Origin of the sequence: Promicromonospora sp. NPDC057488 (genome assembly GCF_042802395.1) — a bacterium.
Lineage (GTDB): Bacteria > Actinomycetota > Actinomycetes > Actinomycetales > Cellulomonadaceae > Promicromonospora.
In genome coordinates, this window is record NZ_JBHVEG010000016.1 from 1 (window position 1) to 18,687 (window position 18,687).

15 protein-coding genes and 1 tRNA gene are annotated in these 18,687 nt (G+C 73.6%); 2 read left to right on the forward strand and 14 right to left on the reverse strand.

Annotation, left to right across the window (positions count from 1 at the left end; genetic code table 11):
* Nucleotides 1-74: 74 nt before the first annotated feature.
* From malQ to ACFU5G_RS05335, 3 genes are all read right to left on the reverse strand, one after another.
* Nucleotides 75-2,324, reverse strand: a complete 2,250-nt coding sequence (malQ, locus tag ACFU5G_RS05325) for a 4-alpha-glucanotransferase (RefSeq protein WP_377241604.1) — start codon at nucleotides 2,322-2,324, stop codon at nucleotides 75-77.
* 89 nt (nucleotides 2,325-2,413) lie between these two features.
* Nucleotides 2,414-3,469 carry a mechanosensitive ion channel family protein gene (locus ACFU5G_RS05330; protein WP_377241529.1) on the reverse strand — a complete coding sequence of 352 codons (1,056 nt, stop codon included), beginning with the start codon at nucleotides 3,467-3,469 and terminating at the stop codon, nucleotides 2,414-2,416.
* A gap of 189 nt (nucleotides 3,470-3,658) precedes the next feature.
* On the reverse strand, nucleotides 3,659-3,892 hold the full coding sequence (locus ACFU5G_RS05335) for a glucose PTS transporter subunit EIIB (RefSeq protein WP_020018155.1): 234 nt from the start codon (nucleotides 3,890-3,892) through the stop codon (nucleotides 3,659-3,661).
* Nucleotides 3,893-4,026: 134 nt separating this feature from the next.
* Here ACFU5G_RS05335 and ACFU5G_RS05340 point away from each other — a divergent pair, with 134 nt between their 5' ends.
* Both ACFU5G_RS05340 and ACFU5G_RS05345 read left to right on the forward strand, forming a co-directional pair.
* The gene (locus ACFU5G_RS05340) at nucleotides 4,027-4,422 is read left to right on the forward strand and encodes a globin (protein ID WP_026366179.1); all 396 of its coding nucleotides are present in this window, start codon (nucleotides 4,027-4,029) and stop codon (nucleotides 4,420-4,422) included.
* 26 nt (nucleotides 4,423-4,448) lie between these two features.
* Nucleotides 4,449-5,405 carry an acyl-CoA thioesterase gene (locus ACFU5G_RS05345; protein ID WP_377241531.1) on the forward strand — a complete coding sequence of 319 codons (957 nt, stop codon included), beginning with the start codon at nucleotides 4,449-4,451 and terminating at the stop codon, nucleotides 5,403-5,405.
* A gap of 13 nt (nucleotides 5,406-5,418) precedes the next feature.
* Here the strand turns inward: ACFU5G_RS05345 and ACFU5G_RS05350 are convergent, their stop codons facing one another.
* From ACFU5G_RS05350 to ACFU5G_RS05400, 11 genes are all read right to left on the reverse strand, one after another.
* Nucleotides 5,419-6,069: a hypothetical protein gene (locus ACFU5G_RS05350; protein WP_377241533.1), complete on the reverse strand. Its 651-nt coding sequence runs from the start codon at nucleotides 6,067-6,069 to the stop codon at nucleotides 5,419-5,421.
* 115 nt (nucleotides 6,070-6,184) lie between these two features.
* Nucleotides 6,185-6,685, reverse strand: coding sequence for a thioesterase family protein (locus tag ACFU5G_RS05355; RefSeq protein WP_020018159.1), 501 nt, complete (start codon nucleotides 6,683-6,685; stop codon nucleotides 6,185-6,187).
* Between the two features lie 30 nt (nucleotides 6,686-6,715).
* Entirely contained in the window at nucleotides 6,716-8,485 is a 1,770-nt protein-coding gene (locus ACFU5G_RS05360) for a GTPase (RefSeq protein WP_377241535.1), read from the reverse strand.
* The gene (locus tag ACFU5G_RS05365; protein ID WP_377241537.1) at nucleotides 8,482-10,584 is read right to left on the reverse strand and encodes a dynamin family protein; all 2,103 of its coding nucleotides are present in this window, start codon (nucleotides 10,582-10,584) and stop codon (nucleotides 8,482-8,484) included. The genes ACFU5G_RS05360 and ACFU5G_RS05365 overlap by 4 nt, the downstream gene beginning before the upstream one ends.
* A gap of 64 nt (nucleotides 10,585-10,648) precedes the next feature.
* On the reverse strand, nucleotides 10,649-11,491 hold the full coding sequence (locus ACFU5G_RS05370) for a hypothetical protein (RefSeq protein WP_377241539.1): 843 nt from the start codon (nucleotides 11,489-11,491) through the stop codon (nucleotides 10,649-10,651).
* Nucleotides 11,492-11,656: 165 nt separating this feature from the next.
* On the reverse strand, nucleotides 11,657-12,610 hold the full coding sequence (locus tag ACFU5G_RS05375) for a phosphotransferase (RefSeq protein WP_377241541.1): 954 nt from the start codon (nucleotides 12,608-12,610) through the stop codon (nucleotides 11,657-11,659).
* A 186-nt stretch (nucleotides 12,611-12,796) separates the two neighbouring features.
* Nucleotides 12,797-14,479, reverse strand: a complete 1,683-nt coding sequence (gene ettA, locus ACFU5G_RS05380; RefSeq protein ID WP_377241543.1) for an energy-dependent translational throttle protein EttA — start codon at nucleotides 14,477-14,479, stop codon at nucleotides 12,797-12,799.
* A 126-nt stretch (nucleotides 14,480-14,605) separates the two neighbouring features.
* The gene (locus tag ACFU5G_RS05385; protein ID WP_377241545.1) at nucleotides 14,606-15,097 is read right to left on the reverse strand and encodes a single-stranded DNA-binding protein; all 492 of its coding nucleotides are present in this window, start codon (nucleotides 15,095-15,097) and stop codon (nucleotides 14,606-14,608) included.
* Between the two features lie 53 nt (nucleotides 15,098-15,150).
* Entirely contained in the window at nucleotides 15,151-16,731 is a 1,581-nt protein-coding gene (locus tag ACFU5G_RS05390; RefSeq protein ID WP_377241547.1) for a GTP-binding protein, read from the reverse strand.
* The gene (locus tag ACFU5G_RS05395; protein WP_377241549.1) at nucleotides 16,728-18,407 is read right to left on the reverse strand and encodes a GTPase; all 1,680 of its coding nucleotides are present in this window, start codon (nucleotides 18,405-18,407) and stop codon (nucleotides 16,728-16,730) included. Before ACFU5G_RS05395 ends, ACFU5G_RS05390 begins: the two co-directional genes overlap by 4 nt.
* Before the next feature lie 121 nt (nucleotides 18,408-18,528).
* Nucleotides 18,529-18,602, reverse strand: a tRNA-Arg gene (locus ACFU5G_RS05400).
* Nucleotides 18,603-18,687: the final 85 nt, after the last annotated feature.

The window sequence follows — 18,687 nt, forward strand, 5'->3', positions numbered from 1 at the left end:
GCGAGATAGAACCGCAGCACACTCGCGTGATGTGCTGCGGTTCTATCTCGCTGCAGTTCTATCTCGCCAGGGTTCTACTTCGGCGGAGCAGGCTCCGGCGGCTCCTCGTTCATCACCGTGACGAGCGAGCGCAGGCGGGCGTTGCTGAACAGGTCCTCCAGCAGCACGACGGTGCCCGCCGAGTCCGCCAGCGGCACCCGCCAGTTCGGGTACTCGGAGTCGGTGCCGGGCTGGTTCTGCGCCCGGCGCTCGCCCACGGCGTCGGCCAGGGACACGCCCACCAGGGCAGCCGGGGTGTCCTTGAGGTAGCGGTGCAGACCCTCGACCAGCTCGCGCTCGGACGGGTCGAACGTCGTCAGGCCGCGCCGCGACAGCGCCTCCACCAGCGACTCGCGCTCCTGGCGGGCCCGCGCGCGCAGGACCTGCGCGTCCTCCGTGAGCAGCCCCAGGCGTTCGCGCAGGTCCACGTGCTCGCCCGCGAGGTAGCCCGCCGTGGGTGGCAGGTCGTGCGTCGTGACGGTGGCCAGCGCCTGGGCGCGGTACGCCTCCGGCTCGACGGGCACACCGGCGGCGTCCCGCTCGAAGAGCAGCACGGACGTGCCGAGGATGCCGCGCTCCGCGAGGTAGTCGCGGATCCACGGCTCGAACGTGCCGAGGTCCTCGCCGACGACGGCGACGCCGGCACGGTGGGCCTCCAGGCACAGGATGCCGATGAGCGCCTCGTGGTCGTAGGTGACGTACGCGCCGGCCGACGCGCGCGCCCCGCCCGGGATCCACCAGAGCCGGAACAGCCCGAGCACGTGGTCCACGCGCAGGCCGCCGCAGTGCCGCAGCACGGTGCGCAGCATCTCGCGGTAGGGCGCGTAGCCCACCTTGGCGAGCGCGCGCGGGTGCCACGGCGGCTGGGACCAGTTCTGGCCCTGCTGGTTGTACATGTCGGGCGGGGCACCCACGGAGACGCCACGGGCCAGGACGGCGGCGTCGGCCCAGGCGTCGGCGCCCTCCGGGTTGGAGCCGACGGCGAGGTCCTTGAACACGCCCATCCGCATGCCCGCGTCGAGGCCGGCGCGGTGCGCGGCGCGCAGCTGCTCGTCGGCCACCCACTGGAGCCAGCAGTAAAACTGCACGCGGTCGGACAGCGCGTTGCGCAGCGTCTGGACGCCGGACGAGCCCGGGTCGGCGAGCTCGACGGGCCAGTCGCGGCCGTCGAGGTGCTCCTTGATGGCGCACCAGGTGGCGAAGTCGACCAGGCCCCGGCCCTGGGCCAGCACGAACTCGTCGAAGGCGGTCTGCCGGGCCGCGGAGCGCGGCGCGGTGTACACGACCTCCAGCGCGGCCTTCTTGGCCTCCCAGATCGCGTCGCGGTCGATCGGGCCGGAGTCCTCGGACAGCTCCCGGACGGGCTCGGCGGCCCACTCGACGAGCGAACGGTCCGCGGCGGAGAGGTACGCCGTCTCACGGATGTCCTCGACCCGGATGTACAGCGGCGACATGAACCGGCGGGAGGTGGGCAGGTACGGGCTCGGGGTCACCGGCAGCACCGGCTCGGTGGCGTGCAGCGGGTTGACCGCGACGAAGTCGGCCCCGCCGTTGTGCGCCGTCTGCCAGGCGAGGTCGCCCAGGTCGGCGAGGTCGCCCATCCCCCAGGAGTCGCGGGAGCGCACCGAGTAGAGCTGGACCATGAAGCCCCAGGCCTGCTTGCGGGCGATCTTCTTGCGCAGCTCCAGCCGGTCCGGGGTCACGACCAGCGTGGCCTGCGCCGTCTGCCCGCCCGACTCGGCGCGCAGCGTGTGCCAGCCGAGCGGCAGGGTGTCGGGGAGCGTGAACGTCGCGCGGCCCACCTTGCGGCTGTCCACGGTGCGCGGCTCGGTGAAGACGTCGGCCTGGCGCAGCTGCACGCGCGTGCCGCGCACGGTGGCGAACGAGCCCGTCGCGGTCGTGGCGCCGGGCGCGGACACCCGCCAGGGCGTGGCGCTGACCGGGACCGCGGGCGTCTCGCTCTGCTCCAGCTCGACCCACGCGGTCACGTCCGCGCCGTCGGCGACGTGCACCGCGACCTGTACCTCGGCGCCCTCTCGCGTGACGACCGTGGGCGGGAGCATCGTGCGCCACTCGTCGTCGCGGGCCCGCTCCAGGCTGGCCGTGACGGCCCCCGGGGTCGATGCCTGGACGCCGAGCGCCTCCAGCACCGCGACGAGCGTCGAGGAGCTGACCTGCTGCTCGACGCCGTCGTGGTCGGTGTACTCGCACTGCACGCCGTGGGCGGTCGCCAGCTCGGTCAGCTCCGCGGGCACGGCGGATCCGTCTCCGGTGGCCCCGGGCATCGGTTCGTCGGTCACAAGGAAAGATCCTGCCATCTACCGACGCGTACCGGGCGCAACCAGGCCCGAAAAGCTCACCCGGCGCTGCGCCGTCAGCTGACGCCGGGCGTGTCCCCCGCGACCGCCTCGTCGAACGGCGTGGGCGCGGAGCGCGCGACGATCCCGGCGTCCAGCAGCGCCGCGTGGGCCGCGACGCGCAGCGAGCGGGCGACGGCCCACTGCTGGGCGGGGCGCACCTGGGCGTGCAGCGTGAAGGTCAGGCCGCCCTGGTCGACGTCGTCCACGCCGCGCACCGACGGTGTCTCCAGGAGGCTGTCGGCCAGCTCGGGGTCGTTCTTGACCCGGTCGACGGCGCGGCCGAGGGCGGCGCGCACCGCGTCGATGTCGGCGCCCAGCGGCACCTGCACCGGGGCGACGGCACGGCTCCACTCCTGGGTGCGGTTGCCCGCCCGCAGGATCTCGCCGTTGCGGACGTACCAGAGGGTGCCGTCGAAGGCCCGCACCTGGGTGAGGCGCAGGCCCATGGTCTCGACGGTGCCGACCACGCCGGCGCCGAGGTCCACGTTGTCGCCCACGCCGAACTGGTCCTCGATGAGCAGGAACACACCCGAGATGAAGTCCTTGACCAGGCTCTGCGCGCCGAAACCGAGCGCGACGCCGACGACACCGGCGGAGGCCAGGAGCGGGGCGACGGGCCAGCCGACCGTCTGCATGATCGAGAGCACCATGACGGTGCCGATCACGATGTTCACCGCGGAGTTGAGCACCGAGCCGACGGTCCGCGCCCGCTGGGCGCGCCGCTCGGCCGCGCGGGGGTTGACCGCGCCGAAGACGTCGGCCAGCGCCTGGGGCGTCATCAGCGCGTTCTTGCGCTTCCGCTTGGTGGTGGCTCCCGAGACGGCGCCGGGCGTGGTCACCGGGATCGTGCCCGTGGTGGTGCCCACGGGCGGCGCCGCGGTCTCGACCACGCTGCGCGGCTTCTGGCCGATGGCGATGCGCTCTGTGAGGGCGGTGACCACACGGCGCAGCACGGCGATGGCGACAGTTCCGCCGACCAGGATCAGGATGACGGTCAGGGGCTTGTCGCCGAACCAGACCCAGAAGTCCTCGGCGCTGTCGAACACGGAGGCAGCAAGAGACTCGAACACGACACGAACGCTACTCGGGTCAGCGGCCGCGATCGGGCATCTCGGCCCGGGTCCGAGGGACCACTGCGCGATTTTCACAGCCCGTTCGCGTCGCGGTTGCACGCCGCCGGGCCGTCGTGAAGCAGATCACGGGCCCGGGACGAGTCCCGGGCCCGCGCACGTCACGCTCTCTGGCTCACGCCCTCGTGATCACACCCTGAGCGTGTCGAGCTCGGCCGCGAGGTTGTCCGCCTCGGGACCGACGATCACCTGAACCACCCTGCCTGACCGCACCACGCCGAACGCGCCCGACGACTTGAGTCCGGGCTCGTCCACCAGGGACGGATCGCTCACCTCGACACGGAGCCGGGTGATGCACGGTTCCAGCTCGACGACGTTCGAGGTTCCCCCGAGTGCCGCAAGGATCTGGTCAGCCTTGGTCATGTCTCAACTCCCACCGTGCGTCGCTGCAGGTATTGGTACCACCCTATCTGTGCTGGCAAGCCCTTCGCCCGGGCAATTGTCGACTCGCTCACACGAGACCGAGTTTCACCGGACCGTCATACACGGGTGGCAGGATGACAGGCGTGACCCAGGAACCCTCCTTCTTCGACGCCGTCGGCGGCCACGACACGTTCGTGCGCCTCGTCGACGCGTTCTACGACGGCGTCGCCGACGACCCCGTGCTGCGCCCCATGTACCCCGAGGAGGACCTCGGGCCGGCGAAGGAGCGGCTCACGCTGTTCCTGGAGCAGTACTGGGGCGGGCCGGGCACCTACTCCGCGCAGCGCGGGCACCCGCGGCTGCGGATGCGGCACGCGCCGTTCAAGGTGAACCCGGACGCCCGCGACCGCTGGCTCGCGCACATGCGGACCGCCGTCGACTCCCTGGGGCTCGCGCCGATCCACGAGTCGCAGCTGTGGGACTACCTGGAGCGCGCCGCCTTCAGCATGATCAACACCTTCGAAGACTGACCAGAGCACTGAAGGAGACGCCCCGCGTGGACGCCACCACCCCTGACCCGACCGCCGGCGAGACCTCCGGACGTGCGCCCGACGCGCTCGACCGCCTCCTGGAGGTGCTCGACCTGAGGCACCTCGAGGGCTGGGGGCCGCGCGGCGAGGAGGACGTGCTGCGCGGCAACAGCATGCCCGGCCCGGCGAACCGGGCCTACGGGGGCCAGGTGCTCGCGCAGGCCATCCTGGCCGCGGACCGCACGGTGCCCGACGGCCGGCAGATCCACTCGCTGCACGGCTACTTCCTGCGGGAGGGCCGCGTCGAGGAGCCCATCGACTTCGCGGTGGAGCGGCTGCGCGACGGGCGCTCGTTCAGCGCGCGGCGCACGCACGCGATCCAGTTCGGCAAGCCGATCCTGTCGATGATCGCCTCCTTCCAGGAGGACCAGCCCGGTTACGAGCACGCGATGCCGATGCCGCGGGACGTGCCCCCGCCGGACGAGGTCGGCTCCGCCTTCGACGAGCTCGCCGTGCTGCCCCCGGGTGCCGCCGTCCGGGCCCAGTTCTGGACGGACTCGGCGTTCGAGCTGCGCCACGTGGGCGGCTCCCTGTACCTGCACCCGGACGCCGCAGTGGCCGACGGCGGCCGCCCGCCCGCCACCCAGATGGTCTGGATGCGCGCCCGGCGGCCGCTGGGCAACAAGGACCAGGCCCTGCACCGCGCCCTGCTCGCGTTCGCCTGCGACCAGCTCATGCTGGAGCCCGCCCTGCGCGCCGCGGGCAAGTCGTGGCAGGAGGTGGGCGCGTCCGTACCCATGGCCAGCCTCGACCACGGCATGTGGTGGCACCGCGACGTCTGGGTCGACGAGTGGATGCTGTTCGTGCAGACCTCGCCGACGGCGCAGGGCGGCCGCGCCCTCGGTACCGCGGCGGTCTACACGCAGGACGGCGCCCTGGTCGCCACGGCGGGCCAGGAGGGCATGATCCGCCTGCCGGGCTGACCGGGGCCCGGGGCTAGGCCCCGAGCTCCGCCAGCCGGTCGCGGGCCGCCTGCTCCGCCAGGCGCACGGTCGCGACCTCCGCCGGCGACGCCGCGACGTCCACGCGCTGCTCCAGGGCGCGCACGAACAGGGCCAGCGCCTCCCCGAGGTAGGGGCGGGCCTGGTCGGCGTGCACCTCCAGCGCCTGGTCGTAGCGGCACCGGCCCCAGTCCTGCAGGGCGTGGAACTCCAGCTTGCGCGCGTGCTCGATGCTCGCGGCGTGCTCGCCGTAGTAGTGCGCGGCCTCCAGCGCCAGGCCGAACAGCAGGTCGGCCTCCGAGAACCGGTGCCGCCACTGGAGCACGTGGGCCAGCCGCAGCAGCGGCGCCACGGCCTTCAGGGGCACGTCGGCGGCGTGCGAGTGCGCGGCCGCGGCGTCGTCCGCGGGGCCGCCCGCGAGGTCGACGGCGAGCCAGCCGAGGCGCTCGGCCTCGGCCAGCTCGGCCTCGGGCTCGTCCGCCTCGGCGGCGAGCGCCCTGGTCAGGGGCACGCGGACGGCGAGCGTGGCCGGCTCGTCGCGGGCAGGGTCCCGCGCCAGCTCGGCGAGGTACGCCCGAGCCGCCGGGACGTCGTCGAACACCTCGTGCAGGGTGACCGGGTCAAGGTAGTGCGTGGGCAGATCCACTGTTCCTCCGTGGCCGAAACCAAGGGGGATGAATTTACCAATTCGGACACACTGAGGACCAATCAGCGGAGTGTCAGACGTACAGGTCACCCGGGTGATCTGTACGTCTGACACGTCAGCCGCGGTGGCGGAAGGTGATCGGCTCCTCCTCGAACGCCTTCCAGGCCAGGCGTTCCCCCTCGGTGAGGCGGCGCGGCCGGTCGGTGGCGGCGTCGACGAACACGAGCGTGGTGGTCGCCCGCGCATAGGGCTTGCCGCCCGACGTCGGGCCGGTCTTGGGCATGCTCGCCGCGCCGTCGTGCACCTCGTAGCAGACCTCGGCGCTGGCGCCGCCGATCCGGCCGAGCCACATCTCCACGCGCACCGGCGTGCGGGTGAACAGCAGCGGGCGCAGGTACTCGATGCGCTGCCCGGCCACGAGCGTGTGCGAGTCGGCGTCGGGGCCGGTCGGCACCACCGCCGTCGGCCAGGCCTCGCCCTCCGGCGCCTCGGGGTGCAGCCAGAAGGCCGTGATCCGGGCGTCCTCCAGGAGGCGGAACATCGCCACGTTGTTGACGTGGGCGTAGGCGTCCAGGTCGGACCAGCGCAGCGTGACGGGAACGTGCAGGCGTGTCATGGTGCCTATCCTCTCCCGGCGGCGCGGGCCTCAGCTCGCGGCGACCGTCGCCGCCGTCCGGCAGCTCGCGAGCCGGGCCAGCTCCTCCCCCACGGGTTCCCGCACGAGCCGGTCGGCGACCGTGCCCACGGACTGCCGCAGCCGGCGGCGCGCGGCCATCGCCCGGCGGCGGGCGCCCAGGGCGCCGAAGATCCGGCAGACCAGGGCGAGCAGCAGGCCGAGCAGCACCCCGCCCAGCACCAGGAGCGTGGGCCAGGGGATCGTGAAGAGGTCGACGCCGGCCCCCACGTCGGAGCCCGGTTCGGGCGCGCCGGGGAACACGACGCCGCCGTCCCCCGACCAGGTCGGCAGGGTCAGCACGGGCGTCGGCAGCGGCGGGAGCTGCAGGTACGTGAAGCCGAACAGCACGAACAGCCACACCAGGCCCGTGACCAGCGCGGCGACCAGGAGCCACTGGATCACGTTCACGAGCGACCACCACACCGGGCGACGCGACACCTCGACGCGGGTCGTGGCCACGGCCTGGTCCAGGGCGTCGGGCAGGGCGTCGATGCCCGCCTGGCCGCGCGAGCGCGCCGCCAGCACCCACGGGTCGGCGGCGCCGCGCGTGACGTCCTCGACGTACCGCCGCACGGCGGACGCCGCGGTGGAGCGCACCGCCGGCCGCGCCGTGGGCAGCGACGTGCGCACCAGGTCCTCGCGGCCCGACGGCGCCCGCTGCTCCCGGTCCGCCGAGCGCAGGCCGAGCCGCCGCAGCGGGTCCTTGCGCAGCCGCCCGATCCACCGGGTCAGCGGCCAGCCCGTCGCCGCCCGGGCGTCGCGGCGCGCCGAGCCGCGCACGGCGTCCACCACCGTGGGCACCCCCGCGGCGTCCTCCAGGGCCACCACCAGGTCGCCCCTGGCCTGGCTCCCGGCGCGCGACGGCGGCGGCGTGCCGCACTCGTCGACGATCCGCTGCGCCGCGACCCGCTCGTCCGCCGCGAGCCGGGCGGTCGCCGCCTCCCGCCTGGCCGCGGCCTTGGCCAGCAGCCCGCGCAGGTCGTCCATGCCCTGGCCGGTCTTCGCCGAGACCGCGAGCACGCGCGCGCCGTCCAGGCCGTCCTCGGCCACGAGCCGCTTGAGGTCGGCGAGCATCGCCGAAGTCTCCTCCGGCGTCAGGCGGTCGGCCTGGTTGAGGGCCACGACCACCACCTCGGCGCGGCCCGCGAGCGGGCGCAGGAAGCCTTCGTGCAGCGCGGCGTCGGCGTACTTCTGCGGGTCCACCACCCAGACCAGCAGGTCGGCGCGCTGCACCAGGCGCTCCGCGCGCATGCGGTGCTCGGTCACGACCGAGTCGTGGTCGGGCAGGTCCAGCAGCACGAGGCCGGTGGTGTCGCCGGCGGGGGTGCGCCGGCGGAAGGGGACGCGGGGCTCGACCGGCGGGTTCGGCTCGACCGGCGGGGTGCCACCGGCACCGTCCCCCGCCCCCACGTGGTGCCGGCGGCCGACCTCCAGCCAGTCGAGCAGCGGGTCCGCGCCGTCGCCCCAGACGGCGGCCATGGGGTGCGACGTCGTCGGACGCCGCACACCCGGCTGCGCGATCGCGAACCCGGCCACGGCGTTCAGCACCGACGACTTGCCCGACCCCGTGGCCCCGGCCAGCGCCACGACGGTGTGCTCGGCGGAGAGCCCGCCACGCTCGCGCGCCCGGGTCACGACGGCGCGCGCCTCGGCCAGGAGCGCGGGCTCGATGCGGCCCTCGGCGGCCTGGACGGCGGTGTCGAGCGCCGAGGTGCGGGCGGCCAGGTCGAGCCGGCTCATCGGTCGCCGTCCCCGAACAGGCGCTTCCAGAAGCCCTTCCGGGCGGGCTGCTCGGTCAGGTCGCCCCGGCCGTCGACCGGGCCCGTGCCCGCCGCCTTCGCGCGGACGCCGCGCAGCCCGCGGCCCTCGACCAGGTCCTGGCCGGACGCCGCCGGACCGGACGCCGCCGAGCCTGCTGCCGCCTCCGCCTCGCCGGCCCGCGACCGCCGTTCCGCCGAGGCCGCGGAGGCGACCGCCGCTGCCGCCGTGCGCAGGCCGGGACCGCCCGCCTCCGCGGAGCCGAGCGCGTCGAGCTGGGCCGTGTAGCGGGCGGCCTGCCCGTCCATGACCGCCTGGATGCGGGCGCGCAGCCGGTCGCGGGCCTGCACGGCGAGCCGCCGCACGGCGTCCTCCCCGAACACGGCCTCCAGCAGACGCTGGGCCAGCACGGCCGAGCCGCCCGCGATGCCGACCTCGATGCCGGTGAGCCCGCCCGTCGAGGCGAACACGAAGATCATCAGCGCCACGCCCAGGCCGTTGACCCCGAACGACAGTGCGCGGGCCCGGCCGCGCTTGGACTCGCCCTGCTCGCGCACGAGCCCCAGGACGTCGCCCTGCCAGCCGCGGATCTGCTCGCCCACCTCGGCGCGCAGCGCCGCCGGCGTCCGTGACAGCTCCAGGCCCTCCAGCAGCGCCGAGCCCGCGGCGTCGCCGCGCCAGCCCTGGTAGGAGCGCTCGGCGGCCTCCTCGGCGGCGTCGAGCACCACGGACTCCAGCCCGTGGGCGATCGCCTTCTCGACCTGGGGCGCCTCCTTGGGCCTGCCGCGGAAGAACGTGCCCACCGCGTCCCGGAACCGGCCGATGCCCTCCTCCACCGCGCGGAAGAACTCGCCGGTGCCCACGAAGTCCTGCCAGCGGGCCAGCACCTCGCCGCGCAGCAGCGCCCCGTCCGACGTCGCCGCGGCCACGTGCGCCACGGCGTCCGCGTAGGCGCGGTCCACGACGTGCCGCAGCCGCACGTCGGCGGCCTCCTGCTCGTCGGCCGCGTCGGCCAGGTCGCCCGCCCGGACCACGAGGGAGTCGACCACGCCGTCGCGGGTCGCGGCGATGACCCGACGGCGCGCGTCGGCGTCACCGCCCAGCCCCGTGAGCCAGCGGGAGACGTCCCCGACGCCGTCCTCGGGCAGCATCCCGTCAGCCAGCTCGCCCTCGGCGATGACGAACAGCGGGCTGTCGGGCAGGCCGTGCTCGACCATCATGTCGCGCAGGTCGTCGGCGGTGGCCTCCGCGCCCGGGTCCACCCGGTCCAGCACCATCGCGACCTGCGCCTTACGGGCGGCGGCCTGGTTCAGCAGGTCCCAGGGGACGGCGTCGGCGTAGCGGGCGGACGTCGTGACGAACAGCCAGAGGTCCGCCGCCCCGAGGAGCTGCGCGGCGAGCTCGCGGTTGGCGGTGTCGACCGAGTCGATGTCCGGCGCGTCCAGCAGGGCCAGGCCCCGGGGCAGGGCGTCGCTCGGCACAAGACGCAGGGTGCGGGAGGGCTCGGCCGGCGCGGCCGGGGCGGTGCCGCCCGGTGCGGCGCCTCCGTTGGCGCCGCCCGACGCCGTCGTGCGCGCCAGGCCCGGCAGCACCCGGTCCGTGGAGAACCAGCGGGCGTCCAGCGGATGGTGCACGAGCACCGGCGCCTTCGTGGTGGGCCGCAGCACGCCCGGCTGCGTCACCTTCTCACCCAGCACCGAGTTCACCAGGGTCGACTTGCCCGCCCCCGTGGACCCGCCGACCACCACGAGCAGCGGCGCCTTCTGGGCGCGCAGCCGCGGCAGCAGGTAGTCGTCGAGCTGGTCCGTGGACCGGCGCAGCTCGGTGCGCGCCGCGTCCACGCCCGTGGTCTCCAGCGGCAGGCGCAGCGCGCCGAGCCGGGCCCGGAGCACCTCGAGGGCCCCGGTCAGCCCGGACTCGTCGTCGGGCAGGGCGGGCGGGGCGGGCGGGGCGGGCACTCCGACGTCGGGTCCGGCGGGCGTTCCCCCGTCAGGTCCGACGGGCCGTCCGGCGGTCTGCCACGGGCTCGCGTCCCCTCGCGGTGTGCCGGGCACCGCGCCGTCGTCGCCCTTGTCGGTCATGGCGCTCAGTCTGCCGCAGCGGCGCAGGTCAGGCGCGCCCGTGATGTGGCAACGAGGTGAAAGCTCAGCCGCCGAGGCGGGACCGCAGCCAGTCCAGCGCCGCGTGCGCCACCTCGCGCTGGACGGCGCGGCCGTGCGGGGCGCCCGGCTCCGGCGGCCGCATCGACTCGAGCACCAGCGCGCCGGCGACGACGGTCACGGCGCAGGTCAGTGCCTCGGGGTCGACGTCGGGCAGGGGGTGCCGGTCGAGCACCACCCCGGGCGGCGGCGCGCCGTCGACCCGCAGGTACGGCAGCAGGAGGACGACGTCGAGGAAGGAGGCGCCGTGCGACGGCATGAACCAGTCGACGGCGTGGGCGCTGGTCGCGTCCCAGCCGTGGTCGGTGATCAGGATCGACTCCCGGCGCAGCGCGCCGTGCACCAGGCTCTTGCCCGACATCGCCTCGCCCGCGTAACCGGCGATGTCGGCCAGGTGCTCGACCTTGTCGGACAGCCACGGCGTGAACGCCGACAGCCCGGCCGGCCGCATCGCGGCGATCGTGGCCCAGGCGTCGACGTCGATCTGGTCGAGCGCGTCGGGCAGGCCCGGGGGCGCCTCGGTCGAGCCGATCTGGATCGCGAGCTCGACGGCGGCGGCGAGGTCGGCGTCGTCCCAGGGATCGCGCGGCGGGCGGATGGGCTCGTTCCGGTAGCCGAGCACCACCCAGCGGCCCGCGCCGGGGAGCTCCTCGTCGACGTACCACTCGCGCTCCAGGCTGGGCACGTCGTCGGGCAGCGTGGCGAGCGAGGCCGCCTCGGCGGCCATGCGGTCCTGGGTCACCGGGGCCTCCGGCCCCACCGCCCGCACGATCGACCGGCCCGACGCCGTCTGCAGCACCTCGAGCGGGGCCAGGTCCGTTCCGCTCATGGGCGCCGAGCCGATCACGCGGCCCCCCATCGACTCACTGACACGAGAACGGACAGACGGGGGTAGATCGGACCAAGCCGGTCGCCGCACAGCGCTCATGGCCGGAGTGTGCCGAACTGCGCTTTCACCCGCAAACCACAGTACGTGTTGCGAGAATCGTGCGGGTCAGAAACCGAGCCTGGTCTGCAGCCACTCCACGGCCGCGCGCGCCAGGCGGTGCTGGTACGCCCGCAGCTCCGGCATGTCGGTGGGCGGCAAGTCCATCGACGACTTCACGTAGTGGCCGGCGAGCACCGCGATCCAGCACGTGACCGCGTCCCGCTCCGTGCCGGGCGGCAGGCCGTACCGGCGCAGGGTGGCCTCGGGCGGCGGCCCGTCGCTGGTGCGCACGTGCAGCAGCATGGAGACCAGGTCGAGGTACGGCGCGCCGACGCTGCCGCGGATCCAGTCCGTCACCAGCGGCTTCTCGCCGAGCCGCGCGGGCAGCAGCACGTTCTGCACCCGCAGCGTGCCGTGCTGCAGGCTCGTGCCGGCGATCGCCTGGGGGGCGTGCGCCGCGATCTCCGCGAGCCCCTCCAGCCGGTTGGCGAGCCACGGCGAGTGGTTGGCCAGGCCAGCGGGCCGCTTGTCGGCGAGGTACTCCCACGAGTCCGTGGGGAAGACCTGCTCCTCGGGCAGGAACATCGGGTCGTCCGGAGCCTCGACCTCCCCGATGCCGCGCACGACCTTGACCATGGTCGCGACGTCCTCCTCGGGCCAGGACGGGTCGATCGGCCGCACGTTGGACTTCATCGCGTAGCCGACGGCCACCCAGGTGCCGAGGTTCGGCAGGACGTCGTCCAGCGACCAGAGGAGCTCGGGGTGCGGGGCCGCGGCGGGCAGCAGCGGCGAGAGCGCGATCTCCTGCCGCAGGAAGTTCAGCGGCCCGGGCTGCTCCGTGCCGATCGCCTTGACGAAGACGTGGCCCTTGGTGGTCTGCACCTCGAAGCGCGCGCCGGGCAGGATCCCGGAGTCGTCAGGGTGCCGCGCGGCGATCACGCGGGCGCCGAGCAGATCGGTGATGCGGTCGCGCAGCAGGGGCGGAAGCTCGCGCCATCCGGGACGTAGGGCAGGGCTCACTGCGGCATCTTGTCGAAGATGTCCCCTTGCAGCAAGGAACCGATGCGAAATTCGCCCGCTATGCCGGGTTGGGCCCTCGCCTTCGAGGCCTAAGTTTCTCCGCTTTGGGGCGGCCCAGAGCGGAGAAACTTAGGCCTCGAAGGAGGGTCAGTCGCAGAGCTGGTCGCGCGACTTCCGTAGCATCCGTCAGTCGCGGGTCAGCTTGCGGTACGTGACCCGGTGCGGGCGCGCCGCGTCGGCACCCAGGCGCTCGACCTTGTTGGCCTCGTACGACTCGAAGTTGCCCTCGAACCAGTACCAGTTCGCCGGGTTCTCCTCGGTGCCCTCGTAGGCCAGGATGTGCGTGGCCACCCGGTCGAGGAACCACCGGTCGTGAGAGACGACGACGGCGCAGCCGGGGAACTCCAGCAGGGCGTTCTCCAGCGAGCCGAGGGTCTCGACGTCGAGGTCGTTGGTGGGCTCGTCGAGCAGCAGCAGGTTGCCGCCCTGCTTGAGCGTCAGCGCCAGGTTGAGGCGGTTGCGCTCACCACCGGACAGCACGCCGGCGGGCTTCTGCTGGTCCGGGCCCTTGAACCCGAACGACGCCACGTAGGCGCGCGACGGGATCTCGACGTTGCCGACCTTGATGAAGTCGAGCCCATCGGACACGACCTCCCACAGGGTCTTCTTGGGGTCGATGCCGCCGCGCGACTGGTCGACGTAGGAAATCGACACGGTCTCGCCGACCTTCAGCTCACCGCTGTCGAGCGGCTCCAGGCCCACGATCGTCTTGAACAGCGTGGTCTTGCCGACGCCGTTCGGGCCGATGACGCCGACGATGCCGTTGCGCGGCAGCGTGAACGTCAGGCCGTCGATGAGCACGCGGTCGTCGAAGCCCTTCTTGAGGTTCGTGGCGTCCAGCACCAGCGAGCCCAGGCGCGGGCCGGCGGGGATCTGGATCTCCTCGAAGTCGAGCTTCCTGGTGCGGTCCGCCTCCGCGGCCATCTCCTCGTAGCGGGCCAGGCGAGCCTTCGACTTGGTCTGGCGGCCCTTGGCGTTGGACCGCACCCACTCCAGCTCCTCCTTGAGGCGCTTGGAGAGCTTGGCGTCCTTCTTGCCCTGGACCTCCAGACGCGCCTGCTTCTTCTCGAGGTAGGTCGAGTAGTTGCCCTCGTACGGGTAGAGGCGCCCGCGGTCGATCTCGCAGATCCACTCCGCGACGTGGTCGAGGAAGTACCGGTCGTGGGTCACGGCCAGGACGGCGCCCGCGTAGCCCGCGAGGTGCTGCTCGAGCCACAGCACGGACTCGGCGTCGAGGTGGTTGGTGGGCTCGTCGAGGAGCAGCAGGTCGGGCTTCTGCAGGAGCAGCTTGCACAGCGCGACGCGGCGGCGCTCACCTCCGGACAGCAGCGTCACGTCGGCGTCCGGCGGCGGGCAGCGCAGGGCGTCCATCGCCTGCTCGAGCTGGGAGTCGAGGTCCCACGCGTCGGCGGCGTCGATGTCCTCCTGCAGCGTGCCCATCTCGGCCAGCAGCGCGTCGAAGTCCGCGTCGGGCTGCGCCATGAGCTCGGAGATCTCGTCGAACCGGGCCTTCTTGCCCAGGATCTCGCCGACGGCCTCCTGCACGTTGCCGAGGACCGTCTTCTCCTCGTTCAGCGGCGGCTCCTGGAGCAGGATGCCCACGGTGTACCCGGGCGAGAGCCGTGCCTCACCGTTCGACGGCGTGTCCAGCCCGGCCATGATCTTGAGGATCGTGGACTTACCGGCACCGTTCGGGCCGACGACGCCGATCTTCGCGCCGGGCAGGAAGTTCAGCGAGACGTCATCGAGGATGACCTTGTCGCCGTGCGCCTTGCGCGCCTTGTACATGGAGTAGATGTATTCAGCCACTGCCTGTGTTCCACCGTTCACAGAAGGTACGTCGGATGGGGTGCGCTCACGCGGAGCGGGTGCCAGGGTTCGTCCGCGCAGGAGAACCCTGGCACCCGCGGACCGCTGAGCACGACTGGCACCAGCCTACGCGGTCACCAGCTCCCGCTGCCCGGCGCCCGCCTCGTCGTCCTCACGCTCCTGCGCGTCCGGGGCGTCGACGCCGAACGGGTCGACCGGCATGCCGTCCGCGTCCCGGGGCGCCGGCGCCGGCGCCCCGTGGTGCACGACCCGCGAGTACTCGACCTTGCCCCTGGTCGCGTCGACGCCGACCCCGGTCGCCTGGATCACCAGGTCGGAGCGCGGCTCGCCCTCAGCGGTGTGCCACTGGTCGTACTCGAGCCGGCCGGTGACGACCACCGGGTCGCCCTTGCGCACCGACCTGGCCAGGTTCACCGCCGCCGTCCGCCAGGTCTTCACCGTGAACCAGAGCGTGGGGCCGTCGGCCCAGTCGCCGTCGTCGTTCACGAAGCGCCGCGTGCTGGCCACGCGGAGCATGGCGTACTCCTTGTCCTTGCCGGTGTGCAGCGCGGGGGTGTTGCCGGCGCGGCCGGAGACGGTCACCGTCACGTCGTTCATGGAGCCCTCCTGGGTGTCCCGGGCCGGCCCTCGCGGCCGACCCGTACCCAGCATCAGGCGCGGACGGAGCGCAGATCCGTCAGCCGGGCGCCACCTGTGGACGAAACCCGGATCTGGCTGCCTGTGGTCGTGTTCTCTTCCACACGGAGCGGTACGGAGGGTCCGTCGTCCCGCGCACTCTGTGCGAGCTCGCGCACGGCGCGGTGCTCGTCGAGCAGCTTCTGGGTGGGCACGCCGAGGGTCTGCTGCAGCACCCTCTCCAGGGCGGCACGGCCCGAGGCGATGACGCCCTGCGCCCGGCGGGCGGCCAGGGCGCGCCGCATCTGCATCGCCACGAGGAACACCACGAGCGCCGCCACCGCGGCGACGACGGCGGCCACGCCGAGCACGGTGGTCCAGGTCTCGCCGACGGGCAGCACGTCGATCGAGGCCAGCACCGTCGCGATCCCGAGCAGCACCGCCAGCAGCACGGCGCCGAGGGCGAGCCGCCGGGTGAGCGGCTGCGTCGTCGGGCCGCGGGTGTCCAGGGTGATGCCCTGCAGCGCCGCCGACACCGCGCTCGCGACGTCCCGGGCGCTGGCCACGCTCTCGGCGAGCGACCGCTGCCAGCCGGGCTTGAGCGACTCCCCCGAGCCCGTGAGCCAGCGCGACCTGGACAGCGCGATCGAGTCGGGGTCCGGGTTGCGGAACTCGGGCGAGCCGTAGCCGTTGCGGACCGCCGCGCCGACCTGGGCGGCGACGGACTCCAGCCCGGCGGCGCGGGCCAGGGCGTCGACCTCGCGCTCCAGCACCGTGTCGATGTGCCACGGCACCTCGGCCGGCGTCTGGCTCAGCAGCAGCGTCGCGGCGGCGTCCAGCTCGCCCGCGGCGCGGCCGGCCGAGACCGACCGGCGGGCCACGGTCTGCTCCAGCAGCCCGCGCAGGTCCTCGATTCCGATGTCCGTCTTGCTCGACGCCGCGATGACCGGCACATCGTCCAGGCCGTCGTCCCGCAGGAGGCGCTTCACGTCGTTGACCAGGTTGTCGCGCTGCCCCACGGGCACCGTGTCGATCTGGTTGAGCACCACCACGGTCGAGGCCCGCATGCCCGACGAGTCGCGCAGGTAACCGGTGTGCAGGGCGTCGTCCGCGTACTTCTGCGGGTCCACCACCCAGACCAGGAGGTCCACGAGCGGCAGCACCTTGTCCACGACCTCGCGGTGCCCGGGGGCCACCGAGTCGTGGTCGGGCAGGTCGAGCAGCACGAGCCCGCTCAGCGCCGCCTCGTCGGCGGAGTCCAGCTCGCCCGCCCGGGTGATGCGGCGCTCGCGCTCCACGCCGAGCCAGTCGAGCAGGGTCGCGGCGTCGTCGCTCCACGAGCACGCGGTGACCTTGGCGGTGGTGGGGCGCTTGACGCCGACGTCGGCGAAGGTCAGGCGGGAGATCTTGTTGAAGGTGCTCGACTTGCCCGAACCGGTGCCGCCCGCGAGCGCCACGACGGTGTGGTCGACGCCGAGGGCGAGCCGTTCGCGCACGCCGGCGACCGAGCTGGCGACCTTGCCGAACACGGTGTCGTCGAGGCGGGATCCGGCGATCTGGAGGGCGCGGCCCAGGTCCTCGGTGCGAGCGCCGAGGGTCGCGTCTTGGCTCGTCATGTCAGCCTCCTGAGCTCGGCCAGCCGCACGCGGAGCGGAGCGGCCGCGTCGTCGGCTAGCGCGGGGACGTCAAGGGCACTCTGGACAGAACGGGCCTCTTCCGCAACCGCTAGCGCGACCTGGTCGGCAAGTTCGCCCTGCAGCTCCTCGATCGCGTCGCCCGCGGTCTCGCCGAGGACGCGGTCGACGAGCGTCGTGGAGTCCTCGTTGCCGAGCGCGACCGCCTGCAGGAGCGTGGCCAGCCCGAGGTCGCCGAAGGCCTTGCGGGCGCCGGCGGCCCGGGCGGCGGCCTCGGAGCCCGCGCTGTCGGGGTCGGAGTCGGCCATGCGCCCGACGACGTCGTCGGCCCGCCGGGACCAGTCGGCGGCCGCCTGCTGTCCCCAGGCCAGGCGGTCCTTGGCGCGGCCGCTGCCGGACGGCAGGATCGTCTCGCCGGCGGCCGGGGCGCCGGGCCCGGCGAGGGCGCCGCGCAGGCTCTCCTCGGTGCGGACGCCGGCGGCGACGAAGGCCCGGGTGGCGGTGGCCTCGACCTCCTCGCGCAGCCGGAGCAGCGCGGTCTCGCGGGCCTTGCCTGCGCGTTTGGTGGTGCGGGCGATGCCGTCGCGGACCGTGACGCGGGAGATGTGGTCGGTGCTGGCGATCTCCGCGAACCGTGCGGCCACGGTGCCCTCGCCCGCGGTGCCGGACAGGACGGCGGTGCGCGCGGAGAGCTGCTCGTCCGGGACCACGGACTGGACGGCGTTGCGCAGGTCGAAGGCGGCGGTGCCCTGCTGCTCCACCGCGGTGACGAGCCCCATGACCCACTCGGGCAGGGCACCGAGCGCGCCCTTGAGGGTGCGCAGGATCACGGTGCGCGAGCGCTCGGGCCCGGCCATCAGGTTGAGCCAGCGCTGGATGGGCGCCACCAGCTTGGCGTCGAGCAGGCCCTCGTGCGGGCCGACGTCGGGCACGATGAACAGCGGGACGTCCTTCATGCCGCGCTCCCGCAGGCGGGAGTTGAGGTCGGCGCGGATCGTCGTCAGGTTCTCCTTGGGCACCCGGTTGAGCACCATCGCGACGCTCGCGCCGCGCTCCTTGGCGCGGTCCAGCGCCTGCCAGGGCAGGGCGTCGCCGTAGCGGGCGGCCGTGGTGACGAAGAGCCAGAGGTCGGCCGCCTCCAGGAGCTGGTGCGCCGTGGAGCGGTTCTCCTTGAGGAAGGAGTCGAGGTCCGGGGCGTCCATCAGCGCGGTGCCGCGCGGGACGCCCTCGTGCTTGACCAGGCGGGCCAGCTCCGTGACGGGGCCCGCCGTGAGCGTGTCGACGTCGCGCGGGTGCACGCCCACCACGGGTTCGCGGGTGGTGGGGCGCAGCACCCCGGCCTCGGACACCTCCTCCTGCAGGAGGCTGTTGAAGAGCGTGGACTTGCCGGCGCCCGTGGAGCCGGCGAGCACCACGACGGCGGGACTCGACAGCTCGGCGAGGCGCGGGAGCAGGTGCTCGTCGAGCTGGGCCAGGAGGCGTTCGCGGGACGCCTCGGCCTCCTCGGCACCGTCGACCGGCAGGGGCAGGGTCGCGGAGGCGACGTCGCGGCGCAGGTCCTGCACGACGTCGTGCACGGTGAACCCGAGCTGTTCCGCAACGTTCGGGTCCACACCACCCCGACGGCCGAGCACTGCGGAGCGTGTTCCTGAAGTCACGGCTTCATCCTGATAGGTCAAGATCGTTCTGCCAAGCCGTAGGACCTGGTAGGTATACGGAAACCGACGTTTCGTGCGAGCCGTCGGGGCGAGCCGACAACGCTCGACGACAGCAGACCAGTGCCCCCGGCAGGATTCGAACCCGCGACCTAGTCATTAGAAGTGACCCGCTCTATCCAGCTGAGCTACGGAGGCAAGCGAGCCGAGTTTAGCCTAGGTCTAGCCGGTCTTGACCATGACAAATGCGGGACTCGATCCGCGGGACGGCGGGCCTGACGGG

What these genes read in the sequence shown, in the direction of transcription:
- malQ (WP_377241604.1), bottom strand. Translation starts at nt 2,324, where the DNA reads ATGCCCGGGGCCACCGGAGACGGATCCGCCGTGCCCGCGGAGCTGACC.
- ACFU5G_RS05335 (WP_020018155.1), bottom strand. Translation starts at nt 3,892, where the DNA reads ATGACCAAGGCTGACCAGATCCTTGCGGCACTCGGGGGAACCTCGAAC.
- ACFU5G_RS05340 (WP_026366179.1), top strand. Translation starts at nt 4,027, where the DNA reads ATGACAGGCGTGACCCAGGAACCCTCCTTCTTCGACGCCGTCGGCGGC.
- ACFU5G_RS05355 (WP_020018159.1), bottom strand. Translation starts at nt 6,685, where the DNA reads ATGACACGCCTGCACGTTCCCGTCACGCTGCGCTGGTCCGACCTGGAC.
- ACFU5G_RS05360 (WP_377241535.1), bottom strand. Translation starts at nt 8,485, where the DNA reads ATGAGCCGGCTCGACCTGGCCGCCCGCACCTCGGCGCTCGACACCGCC.
- ACFU5G_RS05365 (WP_377241537.1), bottom strand. Translation starts at nt 10,584, where the DNA reads ATGACCGACAAGGGCGACGACGGCGCGGTGCCCGGCACACCGCGAGGG.
- ACFU5G_RS05370 (WP_377241539.1), bottom strand. Translation starts at nt 11,491, where the DNA reads ATGAGCGGAACGGACCTGGCCCCGCTCGAGGTGCTGCAGACGGCGTCG.
- ACFU5G_RS05385 (WP_377241545.1), bottom strand. Translation starts at nt 15,097, where the DNA reads ATGAACGACGTGACGGTGACCGTCTCCGGCCGCGCCGGCAACACCCCC.
- ACFU5G_RS05390 (WP_377241547.1), bottom strand. Translation starts at nt 16,731, where the DNA reads ATGACGAGCCAAGACGCGACCCTCGGCGCTCGCACCGAGGACCTGGGC.